This window comes from Burkholderia sp. AU4i, assembly GCF_000466765.1.
GTDB classification, from domain to species: domain Bacteria; phylum Pseudomonadota; class Gammaproteobacteria; order Burkholderiales; family Burkholderiaceae; genus Burkholderia; species Burkholderia cepacia.
Genome location: NZ_ASSI01000032.1, coordinates 25,165 through 43,662, shown reverse-complemented (window position 1 = coordinate 43,662; position 18,498 = coordinate 25,165). Strand labels below are relative to the sequence as shown.

General features: G+C 68.6%; 15 protein-coding genes. 8 read left to right on the top strand and 7 right to left on the bottom strand.

Going from position 1 to position 18,498, the window contains the following annotated elements:
* Positions 1–44 precede the first annotated feature (44 nt).
* From L810_RS05775 to L810_RS05765, 3 genes are all read right to left on the bottom strand, one after another.
* Positions 45–2,162, bottom strand: a complete 2,118-nt coding sequence (locus L810_RS05775) for a phosphocholine-specific phospholipase C (RefSeq protein ID WP_021157436.1) — start codon at positions 2,160–2,162, stop codon at positions 45–47.
* 45 nt (positions 2,163–2,207) lie between these two features.
* Positions 2,208–2,471, bottom strand: coding sequence for a hypothetical protein (locus L810_RS05770; RefSeq protein ID WP_042973399.1), 264 nt, complete (start codon positions 2,469–2,471; stop codon positions 2,208–2,210).
* Positions 2,472–2,737: 266 nt separating this feature from the next.
* On the bottom strand, positions 2,738–3,658 hold the full coding sequence (locus L810_RS05765; protein WP_042973397.1) for a LysR substrate-binding domain-containing protein: 921 nt from the start codon (positions 3,656–3,658) through the stop codon (positions 2,738–2,740).
* A gap of 112 nt (positions 3,659–3,770) precedes the next feature.
* On the opposite strand from L810_RS05765, the gene L810_RS05760 reads away from it, so the two are divergent.
* A complete protein-coding gene (locus tag L810_RS05760; protein ID WP_021157433.1) occupies positions 3,771–4,409 on the top strand; it encodes a glutathione S-transferase family protein in 639 nt (212 codons plus the stop codon).
* Positions 4,410–4,464: 55 nt separating this feature from the next.
* Here L810_RS05760 and L810_RS05755 read toward each other — a convergent pair whose 3' ends face one another.
* A complete protein-coding gene (locus L810_RS05755; protein WP_042973394.1) occupies positions 4,465–5,754 on the bottom strand; it encodes an MFS transporter in 1,290 nt (429 codons plus the stop codon).
* A gap of 106 nt (positions 5,755–5,860) precedes the next feature.
* Between L810_RS05755 and L810_RS05750 the strand changes: the two genes are divergently transcribed.
* From L810_RS05750 to L810_RS05740, 3 genes are all read left to right on the top strand, one after another.
* Positions 5,861–6,925, top strand: coding sequence for a LysR substrate-binding domain-containing protein (locus L810_RS05750; protein WP_021157430.1), 1,065 nt, complete (start codon positions 5,861–5,863; stop codon positions 6,923–6,925).
* Between the two features lie 115 nt (positions 6,926–7,040).
* Positions 7,041–7,250, top strand: coding sequence for a hypothetical protein (locus L810_RS05745; RefSeq protein ID WP_021157429.1), 210 nt, complete (start codon positions 7,041–7,043; stop codon positions 7,248–7,250).
* Positions 7,250–7,630: a type II toxin-antitoxin system VapC family toxin gene (locus L810_RS05740; protein ID WP_042973416.1), complete on the top strand. Its 381-nt coding sequence runs from the start codon at positions 7,250–7,252 to the stop codon at positions 7,628–7,630. Before L810_RS05745 ends, L810_RS05740 begins: the two co-directional genes overlap by 1 nt.
* 56 nt (positions 7,631–7,686) lie before the next feature.
* On the opposite strand, the gene dapA is transcribed toward L810_RS05740, so the two are convergent.
* Together dapA and L810_RS48675 are read right to left on the bottom strand one after the other, a co-directional pair.
* Entirely contained in the window at positions 7,687–8,580 is an 894-nt protein-coding gene (dapA, locus tag L810_RS05735) for a 4-hydroxy-tetrahydrodipicolinate synthase (protein WP_021157427.1), read from the bottom strand.
* A 139-nt stretch (positions 8,581–8,719) separates the two neighbouring features.
* Positions 8,720–8,869, bottom strand: a complete 150-nt coding sequence (locus tag L810_RS48675; protein ID WP_021157426.1) for a hypothetical protein — start codon at positions 8,867–8,869, stop codon at positions 8,720–8,722.
* 161 nt (positions 8,870–9,030) lie between these two features.
* On the opposite strand from L810_RS48675, the gene L810_RS05725 reads away from it, so the two are divergent.
* On the top strand, positions 9,031–10,050 hold the full coding sequence (locus L810_RS05725; RefSeq protein WP_027788981.1) for a sulfate ABC transporter substrate-binding protein: 1,020 nt from the start codon (positions 9,031–9,033) through the stop codon (positions 10,048–10,050).
* Positions 10,051–10,228: 178 nt separating this feature from the next.
* Positions 10,229–11,191 carry an ion channel gene (locus L810_RS05720; protein WP_021157424.1) on the top strand — a complete coding sequence of 321 codons (963 nt, stop codon included), beginning with the start codon at positions 10,229–10,231 and terminating at the stop codon, positions 11,189–11,191.
* A 43-nt stretch (positions 11,192–11,234) separates the two neighbouring features.
* On the opposite strand, the gene L810_RS05715 is transcribed toward L810_RS05720, so the two are convergent.
* Positions 11,235–11,849: a glutathione S-transferase family protein gene (locus L810_RS05715; protein ID WP_021157423.1), complete on the bottom strand. Its 615-nt coding sequence runs from the start codon at positions 11,847–11,849 to the stop codon at positions 11,235–11,237.
* Between the two features lie 362 nt (positions 11,850–12,211).
* On the opposite strand from L810_RS05715, the gene L810_RS05710 reads away from it, so the two are divergent.
* On the top strand, positions 12,212–12,769 hold the full coding sequence (locus L810_RS05710) for a sugar O-acetyltransferase (RefSeq protein ID WP_042973388.1): 558 nt from the start codon (positions 12,212–12,214) through the stop codon (positions 12,767–12,769).
* A gap of 2,076 nt (positions 12,770–14,845) precedes the next feature.
* Positions 14,846–18,418, top strand: a complete 3,573-nt coding sequence (locus L810_RS05700) for an indolepyruvate ferredoxin oxidoreductase family protein (RefSeq protein ID WP_021157419.1) — start codon at positions 14,846–14,848, stop codon at positions 18,416–18,418.
* Positions 18,419–18,498 lie beyond the last annotated feature (80 nt).

The following is an 18,498-nucleotide window of genomic DNA, read 5'->3' as shown; positions in this document are numbered from 1 at the left end:
CCCGTGCGGCGCGGCGGGTGCCGCGCCACGCCGTGCCGTCGCGCTTATGCCGCGGACACGGGCCGCACCGCCGCCGGATCCGAATAGCTCGGCCGGCCGTTTTCGACGTGGCCCGCGAAACGGCGCGAGAACGTGCCGGCCGCGCCGTCGCTCACCGTCACGTCATACCATTGGTGGCTCGCCGCGAGCGACCACTGCTCGACGCGTTCGTCACCGCCATGCAGCGTCACCTGCCGCGACGGCGCGCCGTACGCGTTGTCGGTCAGCGTCAGCGTGACGTGTGCCCCGCCGGGGTTGCGCAGCTTCAGGTACAGGTTCCCGTTCGCGACGTCGTAGCCGGCCTTCACTTCCGGCTGCGCCGGATTGCGATGGATGGCTGTGGTCGACACGTTGCCCGAGAACACGCGCACGAAGCCGTTCGGCCCGTACACCGAGAACGTGTACGCACCGTTCGTCGTCGTCAGGTCGAAGTCCGCATGCAGCACGCGGCGTGCGCCGACGGTGTAGCGCCACGGGCCGTCGGTGCGGTTCGTCGCGTACACGTGGAAGTGCGCGCCCTGGTTGCCGCGGTTCGCGAATTCGATGCGCAGCCGCGTTCTGCCGTCAAGGCTGGCGTTCACGTGCAGCTCGTACGGCAGCGCACGCGCCGGCCGCACGCCGGGCTCCTGCGGGTCGACCGGCGACGGCGTCGCGGGCACGGTCGGCGCGGGCTGTGACGTGCACTGCTGGTCGGCGATCGAGCGGTACTGGCTCGTGTCGGGCAGCGGCGGAAACGACGCGTCGGACGAGCGGAAATCGAATGCGGCGGTGAGGTCGCCGCAGACCGTGCGGCGCCACGGTGTGATGTTCGGTTCGTCGACGCCGAAACGCTCGCCGATGAAGCGGATCACCGACGTGTGGTCGAACACCTGCGAGCACACGAAGCCGCCCTTCGTCCACGGCGACACGACCGTCATCGGCACGCGCGGCCCGAGGCCGTACGGCAAGCCGTCGGCCGTGTAGCTGCCGCCGCGGCCGGGGTTCACGACCGTGTGCAGCTCGCCGTCGGTCGTCACGGTCGACGCGCCTTGCGCGGCCGACGTCGGCGGCTGAGGCGGCACGATGTGGTCGAAGAAGCCGTCGTTCTCGTCGTACATGATGAACAGCACCGTCTTGCGCCATACGTCCGGGTTCGACGTGAGCGCGTCGAGAATCTGCGACGTGTAGTTCGCGCCGTACGCGGGCGTGTATTTCGGATGCTCGGAGAATGCCGCCGGCGGGCACAGCCACGACACCTGCGGCAGCCGGTCGTTGATCACGTCGTTCTTCAGGTCGTCGAGCGTGCGCACCGTCTGCGCGCGCTGGTACAGCGACGAACCTGGCTTCGCGTTGATGAAATTCGCGAAGTTCTGCAGCACGTTCGTGCCGTAGTTGCCGTTGTACGGGTCGTTGCCCGTCGTGCCCTGCTGGTAGATCTGCCACGACACGCCGCGCGCTTCCAGGCGTTCGGGAAAGGTCGTCCACGACAGCAGCTGGTAGGCGGGCGGCCCGGCGCCGTCGACATAGTCGCTGTTGTCGAGCAGCGGGCCGCCGAACTTCCCGGTCGGGTCGACGGTGCCCGTCATCAGGTACGCGCGGTTCGGGTGCGTCGGGCCCGGCAGCGAGCAGAAATAGTTGTCGCACACGGTGAATGCATCGGCGAGCGCGTAATGGAACGGGATGTCCTCGCGCACGTGATAGCCCATCGTCATGTCGGTCTTGTTCGCGGGCCACTGGTCGTACCGGCCGCCGTCGATCGCCGCGTGCGTCTTGTACCACGAGTGGTCGAGATCGCCGACGCACTGCGCGCTCGTCGTCGGCGTGTTCAGCCGGAACGGCAGCACCGGCTTGCCCGGGTCGGCCTTCGACGGCTGGTACCACACCGGCTTGCCGTTCGGCAGCGGGATCGGGAAGCGGTCGTTGTAGCCGCGCACACCGCGCAGGTGTCCGAAATAATGATCGAACGAGCGGTTCTCCTGCATGAACACGACGATGTGCTCGACATCGCGGATCGTGCCGGTGCCGTGCGCGGCGGGAATCGCAAGCGCGCGTCGGATCGATTCGGGGAAGGCGTTGAGCGCGACGGCGGCGCCCGCGGATTGTGCGACGGTATGCAGGAAACGGCGGCGGCTCGATGACGTCATGTTATTTCACCTCGGTTCTGCGGTCGGGGGACGGAAGCGGCAGGATCAGCCCGGCGACGACGCGGCGGCACTCGACGCGGCCGCATTCGCCGTGGGTTTCGCGTCGTCGTCGTCATCGGGCGGGTAGTGCACGACGGGCGGCGCGAGCGGCGCGGCATCGGACGCGGCGGCGTTCGCGGTTGCATCGTGGTTGAATGCGCCGGCCTGTTGGGACGCGTCGGTCGTGTGTGCGTCGTGCGGCGCGTCGTCGCTGCAGGCGGCGACGAAAGCGGCGGCACAAAAAACGACGACGGCGGAAACGCGACGCATGACTTCTCTCCTGGCAGGCTGATCGGGAAACGTTTTCGAGTATGCCGGTGCGATGCGACGTTTCGGTGAATCGTTTGCGACCGGCGCGTGATCGCGGAATGCTTTCGATATCCTGACCATCCGCTTGCATGGCGTGGCGGGCGCGCAATATCTCCCGGTGGACGTTGCGAGCCGGGCACTTTTACCCGGGCGCGCGATGCGATGCATGAGCGCGTCCAAGGCAGCTTGACCGTCGACGATGAACGCGAGCAACCGGTCGCGTTGCGTCAGCGCCGCGGCGTGCGGCGCCGCACTTCGCTGCGCAGCCAGTCGAGCCAGGTTCGGATCGCCGATTCGTGCGGATGGCCGGGGCGCCACACGACGTAGTGCGCATACACGTCGGTCACGCGTACCGACGATACGCGCACGAGCGTGCCGTCCGCGAGTTCGGGCTCGATCAGCGAGCGGCGCGCGAGGGCGACGCCGCGCCCTTTCAACGTTGCGTCGATCAGCGCGTTCGCATCGGTGAAACGCGGCGCGCGCGCGGATTCGGTGAGGTCGAGCCGCGCGGCCTGAAGCCACGGTTCCCACGGCTGCGCGGGATGGCGCAGCAGCGTGGCGCGCACGAGATCGGCCGGCGAGCGCGGTGCGACGCCGTCGCGATTGCGGTACGCGGGGCTCGCGACCGGGAAGATCGTCTCGTTCATCAGCTTCTCGGCGACTACGCCCGGCCACGTGCCGGGCCCGTAGCGCAGCGCGACGTCGATGCGGTCGCGCTTGCGCAGCGGCGCGAGCGCCACGTCCGGGTGCAGCGCGATCGCGATGTGCGGATGCGCGGCCGAGAAGCGCGGCAGGCGCGGCGCGAGCCAGCGTTCGGCGACGCTCGGCAGCACGCTGACGTTCAGCGTGACGTCGCAGGTGCGCGGGCGGCTGCGCGCGGCGAGGGCCGGCTCGAACGCGCGCTCGAGCACGCTGAGGCCCTGGCGCACCTGCAGCGCGAGCGCGTGCGCGGCGTGCGTCGGTGTCGCGCCGTTGCGCTCGCGCGTGAAGAGCGGGTAGCCGAGCTGCGCCTCGAGCGCGCGGATGTGCTGGCTGACGGCGCCTTGCGTGAGCGCGAGCGCGTCGGCCGCGCGCGTGAAGCTCTGCAGCCGCACGGCGGTCTCGAACGCGCGCAGCGTCTGCAGCGGAGGAAGGTGGATGCGTTTCATGCGGGTATTAGTAGCACTAATGCCCGAGCACGACAATTCATCGTTTGCGGCGGGCATGCACGCGTTCCTACACTCGGTTCCGTCTTCCACAGTCACGTCGGGCCACGCCACCATGAACGCATATCGTCTCTATCTTTCGCCGGGCGCCTGCTCGCTCGCCGCTCACATCGCGCTGGAGGAAACCGGCGCGCCGTTCGACGTCGAGATCGTCTCCGTGCAGAAGCAGCAGAACCTCGAAGCGCGTTATCTCGCGATCAACGCGAAGGCACGCGTGCCCGTGCTCGAGATTCCGGGCGAGCCGCGCGTGCTGACCGAAACGCCCGCGATCCTCACATATCTCGCGCGCCGTTATCCGGACGCGCAACTGCTGCCGCCCGGCGATCCGCTGCGCGAGGCGCGATGCCACGAATGGCTCGCCTGGCTGGTCGGCTGGGTGCATGGCGTCGGCTACGGTGCGCTGTGGCGGCCGGGCCGCTTCATCGGCGATCCCGCGCTGCACGGGGCAGTCAGCACGCATGGGCGCGGCGTGATCGAGGCCGCGAACGAGACGATCGAAGCCGCGCTCGCCGACGGCCGCACGTGGGCCGAGCCGGGCGCGCATTCGATCGTCGATCCGTTCCTGTTCGTGCTGTATCGCTGGGGTGTCGCGATCGGGCTCGACATGGCGCGGCACCCCGCATGGACCGCGCACGCGCAGCGCGAGGCCGACCGGCCGGCCGTGCGCCGCGCGCTGGCGCGCGAAGCGGCCTGACCGAGGTGCGGGCGCCGTGGCGGGGGCCGCAGCGCCCGCGTGCCGCGCGCGGCCGCTAGCGCGTGGCGAACAGCGGATAGGTCGCGCCGGCAACCAGCGCGGCCGCGAGCCAGACCACGCTCCACGAGCTGACGGCGAGCAGCGGCGGGATCGCGAGCGGCGTTGCGAACAGTCCGAGGTAGACGACCGTGTTCGCCATCCCGAGCGCGGTGCCCGCGTGGTTCGCACCTGCGAGCGTCGCGAGCTCCGTGTACGCGACGCCATGCCACGCCGATACGCACACGCCCGCGAACACGAGAATCGCGACGATCGCGGCGAGCGGCACGTGCGGGCTGCCGGCCGTCGCGGCGGCAAGCAGCGTGAACGAGCCGGCCGCGACGAGCACCGAGCCGCGCAGGTACGCGCGCCGGTTGCCGTGCCGGTCGGTATGGCGGCCGCTCCAGACGCGCATCACCATCGCGCCGAGCTGCAACACGACCATCGCCGCGCTGATGCCGGCGAGGCCGAGCCGGCCGAAGTCGTGCAGGAACACCGTCGCGAACGTGAGCACCGCGAACTGCGGCGCGCACAGCAGGCCGATGCCGAGCACGATGCGCCACACGCGGGCGTTCGCGAGCGGGCCGTGCGCGAGCCGCGCGGGTTGCGTGGGATGCGCGGACTGCGGCCGAGCGGCCGGTCGATGCGCGGCGCCGTGTGCGACAGCCGGTTCGGCGGGCGGTTCATGCAGCCAGCGCCAGGTCAGCACGGCCGACCCGGCGCACAGCAGCATCAGCGCACCGAATACCGCCGCGAAGCCCAGGTGCGATGCGAGCGACGGCAGCAGCGCCGCGCCGACGCCGCCGCCGAGCGGCACGGCCGTCTGGCGGATGCTCATCGCGAGCCCGCGTTCGCGCTCGCCGAACCAGCGCATCACCGCGCGTCCGCTCGATCCGTTCACGCTGCCGCCGAGCAGGCCGACGCAGCACATCGCCACGACGACGCGCGCCAGCGGCGGCACCGCGTGCGCGCTCGGGACGATCGTGCACACCATCAGCGCGAGCATCGCGGCCGTCGCGACGAGCCCGGTCAGCAGCACGCGGCGATCGCCGAAGCGGTCGGCGGCGATCCCCCACGGCAGCTCGGACAGCGCGACGCCGAAGCCGAGCGCGCCGAGCACGAGGCCGAGTGCGCCGTTGTCGAGGTGGTAGGCCGTGCGCATCCACACGGCGGTGGTCGGGATGCCGGCCGCGGCGGCCGAAAAGCTCATGTTCGCGGCCACGCCGGCGGCCAGCACGCGCCAGCGATGGGCCGGGCCGCGCACATCGCGGGCGGGCGAGGAGGGGGAGGCGATGCAGGTGGTATCCATGGCGGCAGGCCCGGTTGGAAATTGACATCCACAGTCTGGCGACCTACATTCATCCTGAAAATCGGAAAGTTCTTGATGAATCGTTCGATAAAACAGGATGGTTGAAATGCCCGGACAAGACACTCCACGCGGCGGCGGCGAGTCGCTCGCGCTGGCCGATGCCGCGCTGGCCCGGCCCAACTTCGACGTGGCGGCGCTGCGCAGCCTCGTCGCGGGCGTGGATCTCGGCAGTTTCGCGAAGGCGGCCGACCGCGTCGCGCGCTCGTCGTCGGCGGTGAGCGCGCAGATCCGCAAGCTCGAGGAGCAGGCCGGCACGCCGTTGTTCGTGAAATCCGGGCGCGGGCTTGCGCTGACCGATGCCGGCGACGCGATGCTGCGTTATGCGCGGCGGATGATCGAGCTGAACGACGAGGCGGCCGCGGCCGTGCGCGGCGTCAATCTCGACGGCTGGGTGCGCGTCGGGTTGCAGGAGGATTTCGGCGAGGCGATTTTGCCCGACGTGCTCGGGCGGTTTGCGCGCGCGCATCCGAAGGTGAGGATCGAGGCGCGCGTGGCGCGCAATGCCGACCTGCTCGACCGGCTCGACGCGAACCAGCTCGATCTCGCGCTGGTGTGGGGCGATCCGGTGTCGGCTGCGCTGCTGTCGCGGCCGGGTATCGACAGCGACGTGATCGCGCAGGTGCCGATGCAGTGGGTCGGGGCGGCGGGGGCGGGCGGGTTCGGCGTGCCGGGTGGGGCCGATGAAGGGGCGCAAATTGGGGCGGAAGTCGGGGCGGCTGCCGTGCACGCCTCGGCGGGCGGCCGTGCCGCGGGCGAGGCGCTGCCGCTCGTCGTGTTCGACCGGCCGTGCCGGTTCTTCGGCGCCGCGACCGATGCGCTCGACCGCGCGGGCGTGCCGTGGCGCGTTGCATTCACGACGCCGAGTCTCGCCGGGTTATGGGCCGCGGCGGCGGCCGGCCTCGGGCTGACGGTGCGTTCGCATTACGGACTGCCCGCGTCGGTGCGCGTGCTCGATGCGGCTTCGCTCGGATTGCCGGCGTTGCCGAGCCTGCCGTTGATCCTGCTGCGGCGCACGTCGTCGGCGACGCCGACCGTCGACCGGCTCGCGTGGATCGTGACGCAGGCGGTGCGGGATGCGACGGAGGGGGCGGTGGCGGCGCTGGCGGCGTGACGAAACGTTCGATTGCCGCCGCGGGTTGCGGTTCGGCAGCCCCTCTGCCGATTGGCCGAATGGATCGATCGGGTGAACCTGACTACAGTGATGATCACTTGAAACGGAGGTCATCATGCAAAACGCGAATACGCCCGGCGCTGGTGCGGTCGATCCGGCCCAACGGGCAGATACCACGATCCTCGATGACGGGGCGTCAGCCGATCGCCCCGCGTCTGCCAATCCGCCCGTTCGGTTCGGTGTCCTGCAAGGGCAGGCCCGGATCGCGGACGATTTCGATGCGCCGCTGCCCGATTACCTGCTGGATGCGTTCGAAGGGTGCTGATGCGGCTGTTGCTCGATACGCACGTCTTTTTGTGGATCGTGACCGATGACCCCAAGCTCAGCGCACGGGCGCGCCGACTGATTTCGGCCGCCGACGAGCGTTTCGTCAGCAGCGCGAGTATCTGGGAGGCCGCCATCAAGGCCGGCTTGGGGAAGCTCGATATCGACGTCGGCAAGCTGATCCGCGCAATCGGCTCGAGCGGGATTCGCGAGCTACCGGTTCGTGCCGTGCATGGTGCGGCAGTGCGTGATTTGCCGCACCACCATCGCGATCCGTTCGATCGCTTGCTGGTCGCGCAGGCACGGCTCGAGCCGCTTCAGCTCGTGACGGCCGATACCCATCTTGCACGGTACGGCCTGTCTCTCGTTCTGACAGTTTGAAGCAATTTGTCGGCACGAAAGCCGTCGGTCGCCGGCGCCTCACGAGGCGTCGCGGGTCATGCCGCTGCGGCGTCCGGTGCGGTTTCGTCCAGTTCCGCGCAGAGCGCGGCCAGCCGCTCCCGCAACCCTTCGCTCGCCGGCACGAACGGCAGCCGCAACCCGTCCTCGCACCACCCTTGCGCGGCCAGCACGGCCTTCACCGGTGCCGGATTCGGCTCCGCGAACAGCGCCGCGACGAGCGGCTGCAACGCGACCGACAGGCGCCGCGCATCGGCGAGCCGGCCGTCGCGCAGCAGCGCATGGATGCGCACATGCCATTCGGGCAGCACGTGCGCGCTGCTCGCGATCGCGCCGTGCGCACCGGCGCACATCGCCGCGAAGTTCTGGTTGTCGTCGCCGGACAGGATCGCGAGCGGCGTGTCGTGCACGAGCCGGTTCATTCGGTCGAGCGTGCCGCCGCATTCCTTGATGCCCGCGACGCGCGGGTCGCGCGCAAGCGCCTGCAGCGTGTCCAGTTCGACGTTCACGCCGGTGCGGTACGGGATGTTGTAGACGAGCACCGGCAGGTCGGCCGCGTCGACGATCGCCTCGACGTGGCGGCGGATGCCGTCCTGCGTCGGCCGCACGTACACGGGCGGCGTGACGAGCAGCCCGTCGGGCCGCAATGTCGCGAGTTCGCGCGCACGCGCGGCCGCGAAATGCGTCGCGCTCGCGGTCAGCCCGACGACGATCGGCAGTCCGGGCGCCGCGTCGCGCAGCGTCGCGAACACGGCGTCCTGTTCGCGTGCGTCGAGCAGCACGCCTTCACCCGTCGTCGCGCCCGCGACGAAGCCCGCGATGCCCGCGCCCGCATAGTGGCGCGCGAGTCGCGCGAGCGCGGCATGGTCGACTTCGCCGTGGTGGAACGGCGTGATGATCGGCAGCCAGATACCTTCGAAACGTGTGTTCATGCAAAGCCTCATGGTGGAAACGGAGTGGGAAGGAACCGTTCCGCCGGCGGAGGGCCGGAGCGAGGCATGCGTGCAAGGAGAATGAAACGACCTGCGGGCATCCCGTCCGGCATTCGCCTGACGGGACGCGACGTCCCCGTCAGTCGAGGAGTCGTTTTTTCAGTTTCAGCCCGGCCGCGCGCGCACCTGCCGCGACGGCGGCGAGGATCGGAAGCGAGCGCAGGGCAGCGGACATGGAGGAACCGTGAATGGGCTGAGCGGCGATCTTAACACCGGAATCGATGCGCACGCGAGTGTCCGCGCCGTTTAGCAGGAATCGAGATTTGCTTTCCACGACTGATTGGAAAGCGCGCCGCGCCCGGCCGCTAGAATGCCCGCTTACGTTTCGATGACAGCGCGTACGCGTGCCGTCACGCACATTCACCACCACTGGAAACGGGGCATATCACGATGGCAAGCATGAAGGGGATCGGCCGCTGGCTGCACACGGGCGCGGCGGCGGCGCTGGTCGTGGCGGCGTCGGCCGCGCACGCGGACACGTCGATCCTGAACGTGTCGTACGACGTGACGCGCGAGCTGTACAAGGACATCAACACGGGCTTTGCCGCCGCGTACAAGCAGAAGACCGGCGAGACGGTCGCGATCAAGCAGTCGCACGGCGCGTCGAGCGCGCAGGCGCTGTCGGTGCTGCAGGGGCTGCAGGCCGACGTCGTGACGATGAACCAGCCGAACGACATCGACCTGCTCGCCGAGCGCGGCCAGTTGCTGCCGAAGGACTGGCGTGCGCGTTTCCCGGACAACAGCTCGCCGTACTCGACCACGATGGTGTTCCTGGTGCGCAAGGGCAACCCGAAGGCGATCAAGGACTGGAGCGATCTCGCGAAGCCGGGTGTTCAGGTGATCATCGCGAACCCGAAGACGTCGGGCAACGGTCGATATGCGTATCTCGCCGCATGGGGCTTCCAGAAGCAGAAGGGCGCGACCGACCAGCAGGCGATCGACTTCGAGAAGGCGATCTTCCGCAACGTGCCGGTGCTCGACTCCGGCGGCCGGGGCGCGACGACGACGTTCACGCAGCGCGGCATCGGCGACGTGCTGGTCACGTTCGAGAACGAAGTCGCGCTGATGGACACCGGTGTGTCGGGCGCGCAGTTCGACGCCGTGTATCCGTCGGCGAGCATCCTCGCGGAGCCGCCCGTCGCCGTCGTCGACAAGGTCGTCGACAAGAAGGGCACGCGCAAGGTCGCGCAGGCGTATCTCGACTACCTGTACACGCCGGAAGCGCAGGAGATCATCGCGCAGCACCATCTGCGCCCGCGCGACGCGAACGTGCTGAAGAAGCATGCTGCCGAGTTCAAGCCGCTGAAGACGTTCAGCGTCGAGCAGGTATTCGGCAGCTGGGCGAACGCGCAGAAGACGCATTTCGCGGACGGCGGCACGTTCGACCAGGTGATCGTCGACCGGAAGTGAGCGCCGCGCACACTGCGCGCCTGTCCGCACGCTGACGACGCAGCCGGCCGCTTCCGCGGCCGGCTTTTTTGTGCCGGGCGGCCGGCGGCGCGGCGGACGTCCATTCCGAACCGGCACGCATACCCGGCCGCGGCGGCGCGTGCTACGCTCATCGCCTTCCTGCTTCCGGCACCGCGCGATGAATGTCGATTCGTCCTCCCCAGCCTCCCGCGGCCGTGGCCGCAAGATCTGGTCGGGCACACGCCCGGTCATCGCGTACGGGATGCCGCCGCTCGGCTGGCGCGACCTCTATCACCGCGCGCTGACGGTGAGCTGGCCCGTTTTCTTCCTGTCGCTCGCCGTGCTGTTCCTGCTGCTCAACGGCGGCTTTGCAACGCTCTACCTGCTCGGCCACGCGTCGATCGCGAACCAGTCGCCGCCCGGGTTCGGCGGCGCATTCTTCTTCAGCGTCGAGACGCTCGCGACCGTCGGCTACGGCGACATGCATCCGCAGACCGTCTATGCGCACCTGGTCGCGACGTTCGAGATCTTCATCGGGATGTCGGGCATCGCGCTGGCCACGGGGCTCGTGTTCGCGCGGTTTTCGCGGCCGCAGGCGAAGATCCTGTTCGCGCGCTACGCGATCGTCCGGCCGCTGAACGGCAGGATGACGCTGATGGTGCGCGCCGCGAACGCGCGCCAGAACGTGATTGCCGAGGCGCAGGCGAAATTGCGGCTGATGCGGATCGAGGGCACGCACGAGGGCTACACGCTGCGCAAGATCCACGACCTGCCGCTCGTGCGCAGCGAGCACCCGATTTTCCTGCTCGGCTGGAACCTGATGCACGTGATCGACGAATCGAGCGCGCTGTTCGGCGAGACGCCCGAATCGCTCGCCGCGCGCGACGCGTCGTTGCTGATCACGATCGAAGGCTCGGACGAGACGACCGCGCAGGTGATGCAGGCGCGTCACACGTGGGTGCATGGCGACATCCGCTGGCGTCACCGCTATGTCGACCTGATGCATGACGAAGACGGCATCACGCACATCGACTACACGCATTTTCATGAAGTCGTGCCGGTCGACACCGATACCGACGAGCGCGGTTCGCCGGGCGCGGTGGTCGATGCCGACACAGCGGCGCCGGGCCCGGCCGCGTAGGTACGCGCGCGGGCGGCTGGCGGCACCGCCCGCGCGCTACGCGTCACGCATGCAGCAGGCGCGCCGCTTCGCGCTGTTCGATCGCGGCCGCGCGGCGGAACGCGTCGCGGTCCTCGGCGCGCGCGACGTAGTCGCCGAGCACGCCTTCGTGCGGCAGCAGATGCGCGTCGAATGCGATCTTCAGCGTGCTGGCGAGCAGCAGGTCGGCCGCGGTGAAGCGGTCGCCGACGAGCCATGGATGATGGGCGAGCGCTTGCGCGAGTGCGCGTTGCACGCGCGTGATGTTGCCCCAGCCGAATGCGACCGGATTGCCCGACGCGCCGGTGAATTTTTCGGCCATCGCCGGTTCGAGGCAGGTCGGCGTGAAGAACATCCATTGGAGAAAGCGGCCGCGCAGCGGATCGTCGGGTGCGATGCCGAGCCCGGCACCCGGGCAGCGGTCGGCAAGATAGAGCAGAACGGCGCCCGATTCGGCGAACGGCACGCTGCCGTCGTCGAGCGCGGGCAGCTTGGCCATCGGGTTGACCTGCACGAACGCGTCGCTGCCCTGTTCGTGCGAGCGCAGGTCGATCGGCACGAGTTCGTACACCACGCCGAGCTCTTCGAGCATCCACAACGCCCGGAATGCCCGGGTCTTCGGCCAGTAGTAGAGCTTCATCGTGCCTCCGTGATTGGGTGCAGCTGTCGGTCCGGTGGATGCTCAAGCGTACCCGAGCGCAAGAGGTTCGGACAGGGGCGACCGGCTAGGGGCGTCCGGTGAGGAGCGCCTAGCGGCAAGTGATGGCCGGACGTGTGACGTTTCAAGTGGAAAACCGGGCAGAGTCCGATGTGACAAGGGGGTGCGTAAATAACTAGTCATATTGATACTAGTTATGAACAAGGTGAAAAACTCCGGCGCAAGCCGGCGTCACTTGCGCGGCATCGCGAGGCCCGCAGTGGCCGCGCGTACGGCAAGACTCGCATCCGGCCGCGTTCGCCGATGCGACACGAAACAGGGAAATCACGGGAGACAAGTCACGCATGGCAAACGACGATCGCACCACGATCATTCCACGCAGAACACCGGAATCGGCGGCCATGGTGGCCGAGGTCAAACGCGCGATGGCGATCACCGCGCGGATCAACCGCCTGACATTCGACGATGCCGCCGAAGTCCGCGCATTATTCGGTGAACTGATCGGCACGCCGGTGGATGACGGCTTCGTGCTGATCCCGCCGTTCCATGCGACGGGCGGCACCGGCATGAAGCTCGGTCGCAACGTGTTCGTCAACCAGAACTGCACGTTCTACGATCTCGGCGGGCTCGCGATCGGCGACGACGTGATGATCGGGCCGAACGTCAGTCTCATCACGTCGGGCCATCCCGTCGAACCTTCGCGGCGGCGCGATTTCGTCGTCGCAAAGCCGATCGTGATCGAACGCAACGTATGGATCGGCGCCGGCGCGACGATCGTCGGCGGTGTGACGGTGGGCGAGAACTCGGTGGTCGCGGCCGGGGCCGTCGTCACGCGGGATGTTGCGCCGAATGTGCTGGTTGGCGGTAATCCGGCAGCGGTCATCCGGTCGATTACCGAATGACGCGGCACGAGGGCGCGCGCCCGTTCGAAGCAGTCTGGCAGGAGCGGATGTGGATAACCAACTCCCGGGGCGACTCGAAACGCTGTGCATTTGAATGGTGAGGGTGTCGTCGAGGCCGCCCGGATGGGGCTTTCCGGTGTCTGCCCGATAGTCGCCGGTGGAGGCTCTGGCCGCGCTTGCCGATGTTTCGACGAAGGTCGCGCAGCGTGATCGGATGTGGATATCCTCGCGCCGAAACGACTCGGCGCCCTGTGCATTTCACAGGTGAGGGCGCCGGATGATGCGAAGGGCATGAAGCGGGTTGTGGACAACTCGCCCACGGAACGAGGCGAAATGCTGTGGAATTCGACGGTGAGGGGCGACGCGCGATCCCGCTGCGCGCCTTTCCCGGCGGGGTTTCCTGACTTTTGTCGAGGTTCGGCGTGCCGCGCATTCTAGCCGAACGCGCGCATCGTGGCCGAACCGCGGATGCGCCGCGACGTGGATATCCCGCTATCGGCTGCCACCCGAAGGGCCGTGCATTCTAACGGTGAGCGCGGTGGAGTGGTCTGCAATGCGCCGATTTTGCCGCGCATCGCCGCATTCGCGAGCGACTCGACGTGCCCGCAAAGGCGCGCATCAACACGCGATAGGCGGTCAGAGCACCAGAATGCGATCATTCGGCCGCCCAAGCCCAAGCCCAAGCCCAAGCCCAAGCCCAAGCCCAAGCCCAAGCCCAAGCCCAAGCCCAAGCCAACACCACCTGAAGCGTCGTGCACGTCCGGTCCGCACGCGAGCATGTGAGCGAAGACAGCAGGGGCTCCGTGTGGATATCCGACAGCCGAAACGACTCGCGGCACTGTGCATTTCCACGGTGAGCCTCAGCGCTCGACCGGCCGATGAGCCGCTTCCGGCACGGAATGCCGGCGCGGTGGCGCTCCCGGGCCCCCACCATTGCTCGGCAGATTCTCGTCCATGTGGATATCTTGCGTCCCGGATCGCTCGAAGTGCTGCGACGGTGAGCATCAGCGCTCGACCGGCCGATGAGTCACTTCCGGCACGGAATGCCGGCGCGGTGGCGCTTCCGGGCCCCCGCCATTGCTCGGCGGATTCTCACCCATGTGGATATCCTGCATCCTGGATCGCTCGAAGCGCTGCGACGGTCAGCATCAGCGCTCAACCGGAGGCCCATGAGGCCCTTCCGGCACGGAATGCCGGCCCGCAGCGCCTTCCTGGGCGCGCATCCGCAGCCGCTCGGCGGATTCTCGCCCATGTGGATATCCTGCTCGCCGGATCACTCGAAGCGCTGTGGTTTTCAACGGTGAGGGTGCCCGCGTGGCTGGGCGGTTCTGCCGGATCTGAAGTGGATAACCGCCATGGCAGCCACTCGAAGCCCTGTGCATCGCAACGGTGAGCGCGAGCCCGCGATTGTGCAGCATGCGGGTTTCGGCCGGCCTGTCCGAGCGAGATACCGGCCGACAAACCCAGTCGCGCCCCTGTGTATTCGATCGGTGAGGGTGAACGCCGGATCGACGCCATGCACCATTTCCAGTGTGGATATCCATCGCCGAAACCCACTCGCCGCGCTGTGAATTTCAATGGTGAGCGCCGGCACTCGAGCGTGGCGCATGCCGATGACGGTGTGGATATCCCGGCCCCTGCGCCACTCGAAACCCTGTGCAATCGAATGGTGAGCACGAGAGCGGGATTGTGGACATCCCGCGCCGCCACCCAATCGGAACGCTGTGCATTTCAACGGTGAGCGTGACCGCCTCCACCCGCCGAAACCCTTGTCACACGGGGCTCGAGCGACAGCCACCGCATACCTGAACCGTCGTCGGGCAACCCCGCGCGTTCCCGGCAAACGGCCCCTCTGCCCCGACACGTCGCCCATCCCGCCCGGCCGCCGCGCGCGAGAACTATCTCAAATTCGGTCAAAAACCTGCGCAGTTTTTCTCGCTACAGCCCCGTCCGAGCAAGATGAGAAAAAACATTCTCGGCTGCGCGCGAAAAAATAGAGCCATTCGCTGCCGTCCCCCACGCGTCGTCCGGCGCCTGCCGCGCAGCCCAGAACAGCACAATCAGGAGACTTCCCCCATGACCGCCCGCTTGCCCGTCGATGGCACGCCCGCCCTGTCCGACTACCGCCTGACCGACAACCTGACCGCGACGCGCGGCCGGATCTTCCTGACCGGCACGCAGGCGCTGGTTCGCCTGCTGCTGATGCAGCGCACCGTCGACGCCGAACAGGGGCTCAACACGGCCGGCTTCGTCAGCGGCTATCGCGGTTCGCCGCTCGGCATGGTCGACCAGCAGCTGTGGAAGGCGAAGAAACTGCTCGACGCCGGCGGCGTGCGCTTCCTGCCCGCGATCAACGAGGAACTCGGCGGCACGGCCGTGCTCGGCACGCAGCGCGTCGAGGCCGATCCCGAGCGCACGGTCGAGGGCGTGTATGCGATGTGGTACGGCAAGGGCCCGGGCGTCGATCGCGCGGGCGACGCGCTGAAGCACGGCAACGCGTACGGCTCGTCGCCGCATGGCGGCGTGCTGGTCGTCGCGGGCGACGACCACGGCTGCGTGTCGTCGTCGATGCCGCACCAGAGCGACTTCGCGATGATCGCGTGGCACATGCCGGTCGTGAACCCGGCGAACATCGCCGACATGCTCGAATTCGGCCTGTACGGCTGGGCGCTGTCGCGCTACTCGGGCGCGTGGGTCGGTTTCAAGGCGATCTCCGAAACGGTCGAGTCGGGCTCGACCGTCGACCTCGACGCGCTGCAGACGCACTGGCCGGCGCCCGAAGGCTTCACGCCGCCGGCGGGCGGCCTGCACAACCGCTGGCCGGACCTGCCGAGCCTGACGATCGAAGCGCGCCTCGCCGCGAAGCTCGACGCGGTGCGCCATTTCGCGCGCACCCACAGCATCGACAAGTGGATCGCGCCGAGCGCGCAGGCGAACGTCGGCATCGTCACGTGCGGCAAGGCGCACCTCGACCTGATGGAAGCACTGCGCCGCCTCGACCTGACGGTGGCCGACCTCGACGCGGCCGGCGTGCGGATCTACAAGGTCGGCCTGTCGTATCCGCTCGAGATGACGCGCATCGAGACCTTCGTCGACGGGCTCGCCGAAGTGCTCGTGATCGAGGAGAAGGGCCCGGTCATCGAGCAGCAGATCAAGGACTACCTGTACAACCGCACCGAGGGCGCGCGCCCGCGCGTGCTCGGCAAGCACGATGCCGAAGGCGCCTGCCTGCTGTCCGGGCTCGGCGAGCTGCGCCCGTCGCGCATCCTGCCCGTGTTCGCCGAATGGCTCGCGCGCCACAAGCCGGCGCTCGACCGCCGCGAGCGCGTCGTCGATCTCGTCGCGCCGCAGATCCTGTCGAACGAGGCGGATGCCGTGAAGCGCACGCCGTACTTCTGCTCGGGCTGCCCGCACAACACGTCGACGAAGGTGCCGGAAGGCTCGATCGCACAGGCCGGCATCGGCTGCCACTTCATGGCGTCGTGGATGGAGCGCGACACGACGGGGCTGATCCAGATGGGCGGCGAGGGCGTCGACTGGGCCGCGCACGCGATGTTCACCAACACGAAGCACGTGTTCCAGAACCTCGGCGACGGCACCTACTTCCATTCGGGCATCCTCGCGATCCGCCAGGCCGTGGCCGCGAAGGCGAACATCACGTACAAGATCCTCTACAACGACGCGGTCGCGATGACGGGCGGCCAGCCGGTCGACGGCAGCATCTCGGTGCCGCAGATCGCGCGGCAGGTCGAGGCGGAAGGCGTGTCGCGCTTCGTCGTCGTGTCCGACGAACCGGAGAAGTACGACGGTCACCACGGGCTGTTCCCGAAAGGCACGACGTTCCATCACCGCAGCGAACTCGACACGGTGCAACGCGAGCTGCGCGAGACGCCGGGCGTCACCGTGCTGATCTACGACCAGACCTGCGCGGCCGAGAAGCGCCGCCGCCGCAAGAAGGGCGAATTCCCCGACCCGGACAAGCGCCTGTTCATCAACGACGCGGTGTGCGAAGGCTGCGGCGACTGCGGCGTGCAGTCGAACTGCCTGTCGGTCGAGCCGCTCGAGACGCCGCTCGGCCGCAAGCGCCGCATCGACCAGTCGTCGTGCAACAAGGACTATTCGTGCGTGAACGGCTTCTGCCCGAGCTTCGTGACGGTCGAAGGCGCGGCGCTGAAGAAGGCCGCCGGTGCCGCATTCGACGAAGTCGCGCTCGCCGCGCGCGTCGATGCGCTGCCGGTGCCCGCGACCCATCTCGACGCGGCGCCGTTCGACATGCTCGTGACGGGCGTGGGCGGCACGGGCGTCGTGACGGTCGGCGCGCTGATCAGCATGGCCGCGCACCTCGAAGGCAAGAGCGCGTCGGTGCTCGACTTCATGGGCTTCGCGCAGAAGGGCGGCTCGGTGCTGTCGTTCGTGCGGATCGCGTCGAACGACCGGTGGCTGAACCAGGTGCGCATCGACACGCAGCAGGCCGACGTGCTGCTCGCGTGCGACATGGTCGTCGGCGCGAGCGCCGAGGCGTTGCAGACGGTGCGTCACGAACGTTCGCGGATCGTCGTCAACACGCACCGGATCCCGAATGCGTCGTTCGTGCAGAACCCCGACGCGAACCTGCATGCGGACGCGCTGCTCGAGAAGATGCGTCACGCGGCCGGCGACGGCTACCTGTCGAGCTGCGACGCGCAGGCGCTCGCCGCGAAGTTCCTCGGCGACTCGATCGGCGCGAACATCCTGATGCTCGGTTATGCATGGCAGCTCGGCCTCGTGCCGGTGTCGCTCGCGGCGATGATGCGCGCGATCGAGCTGAACAACGTCGCGGTGCCGATGAACAAGCTTGCGTTCTCGATCGGCCGGATGGCGGCCGGCGACGCGGCGGGCCTCGATGCGTTGTGGAACGCGCGCCACACGGTGGCCGCGCATGCCGCGCCGGAAACGCTCGCCGAGCTGATCGCCGATCGCGAAGCGCGTCTCGACGCATACGGCGGCGCCCGTTATGTCGAGCGCTACCGTGCGCTCGTGAGCGCGGCGCGTGCGAAGGGCGACGATTCACTCACGCGCGCGGTCGCGACGACGTTCTACCGGCTGCTCGCGGTGAAGGACGAATACGAGGTCGCGCGGCTGTACACGGACGACGCGTTCCGCACGGCGCTCGAAGCGCAGTTCGAAGGCGTGCCGGGGCAGGCCTATCGCGTGAAGTTCAACCTCGCGCCGCCGACGGTCGCGAAGGCCGGCAGCGACGGCAGCGTGCCGAAGAAGCGCGTGTTCGGCCAGTGGATGTGGCCGGTGTTCGGCGTGCTGGCGCGCGTGCGCAGCCTGCGCGGCACGTGGCTCGATCCGTTCGGCCGCACCGTCGAGCGCAGGATGGAACGCGCGCTTGCCGACGACTACGAGACGACGCTCGCACGGGCGCTCGCCGCGATGACGGCCGGCAATGCGGCGCAGGTCGCGCAACTGGCCGACCTGCACGCCCGCGTGCGCGGCTTCGGTCACGTGAAGGTGCGCAACCTGGCCGGCGTGAAGCGCGCGGAGCGCGAGTTCGCGCTGCAGCTCGGCATCGACGCGGCGACGAGTGCGGCCGTGCAGCACGCGCTCGACGAGATGAAGGGCGCGGGCATGCTGAAGGGGATTCCGGTCGTGGTCGCGAAGTAACGCGCACGCGGGCGGAGGTGGGCGGATGTGAAAACGGCGACGCGGGTGCGTCGCCGTTTTTTTCATGAGTGGCGGCTGCG

Bases quoted from the DNA above. Each gene is read 5' to 3' on its own strand.
- L810_RS05700 (WP_021157419.1), top strand. From the start codon at position 14,846: ATGACCGCCCGCTTGCCCGTCGATGGCACGCCCGCCCTGTCCGACTAC.
- L810_RS05715 (WP_021157423.1), bottom strand. From the start codon at position 11,849: ATGAAGCTCTACTACTGGCCGAAGACCCGGGCATTCCGGGCGTTGTGG.
- L810_RS05745 (WP_021157429.1), top strand. From the start codon at position 7,041: ATGCAAAACGCGAATACGCCCGGCGCTGGTGCGGTCGATCCGGCCCAA.
- L810_RS05725 (WP_027788981.1), top strand. From the start codon at position 9,031: ATGGCAAGCATGAAGGGGATCGGCCGCTGGCTGCACACGGGCGCGGCG.
- L810_RS05760 (WP_021157433.1), top strand. From the start codon at position 3,771: ATGAACGCATATCGTCTCTATCTTTCGCCGGGCGCCTGCTCGCTCGCC.
- L810_RS05755 (WP_042973394.1), bottom strand. From the start codon at position 5,754: ATGGATACCACCTGCATCGCCTCCCCCTCCTCGCCCGCCCGCGATGTG.
- L810_RS05720 (WP_021157424.1), top strand. From the start codon at position 10,229: ATGAATGTCGATTCGTCCTCCCCAGCCTCCCGCGGCCGTGGCCGCAAG.
- L810_RS05750 (WP_021157430.1), top strand. From the start codon at position 5,861: ATGCCCGGACAAGACACTCCACGCGGCGGCGGCGAGTCGCTCGCGCTG.
- L810_RS05770 (WP_042973399.1), bottom strand. From the start codon at position 2,471: ATGCGTCGCGTTTCCGCCGTCGTCGTTTTTTGTGCCGCCGCTTTCGTC.
- dapA (WP_021157427.1), bottom strand. From the start codon at position 8,580: ATGAACACACGTTTCGAAGGTATCTGGCTGCCGATCATCACGCCGTTC.
- L810_RS05765 (WP_042973397.1), bottom strand. From the start codon at position 3,658: ATGAAACGCATCCACCTTCCTCCGCTGCAGACGCTGCGCGCGTTCGAG.
- L810_RS05775 (WP_021157436.1), bottom strand. From the start codon at position 2,162: ATGACGTCATCGAGCCGCCGCCGTTTCCTGCATACCGTCGCACAATCC.
- L810_RS05710 (WP_042973388.1), top strand. From the start codon at position 12,212: ATGGCAAACGACGATCGCACCACGATCATTCCACGCAGAACACCGGAA.
- L810_RS05740 (WP_042973416.1), top strand. From the start codon at position 7,250: ATGCGGCTGTTGCTCGATACGCACGTCTTTTTGTGGATCGTGACCGAT.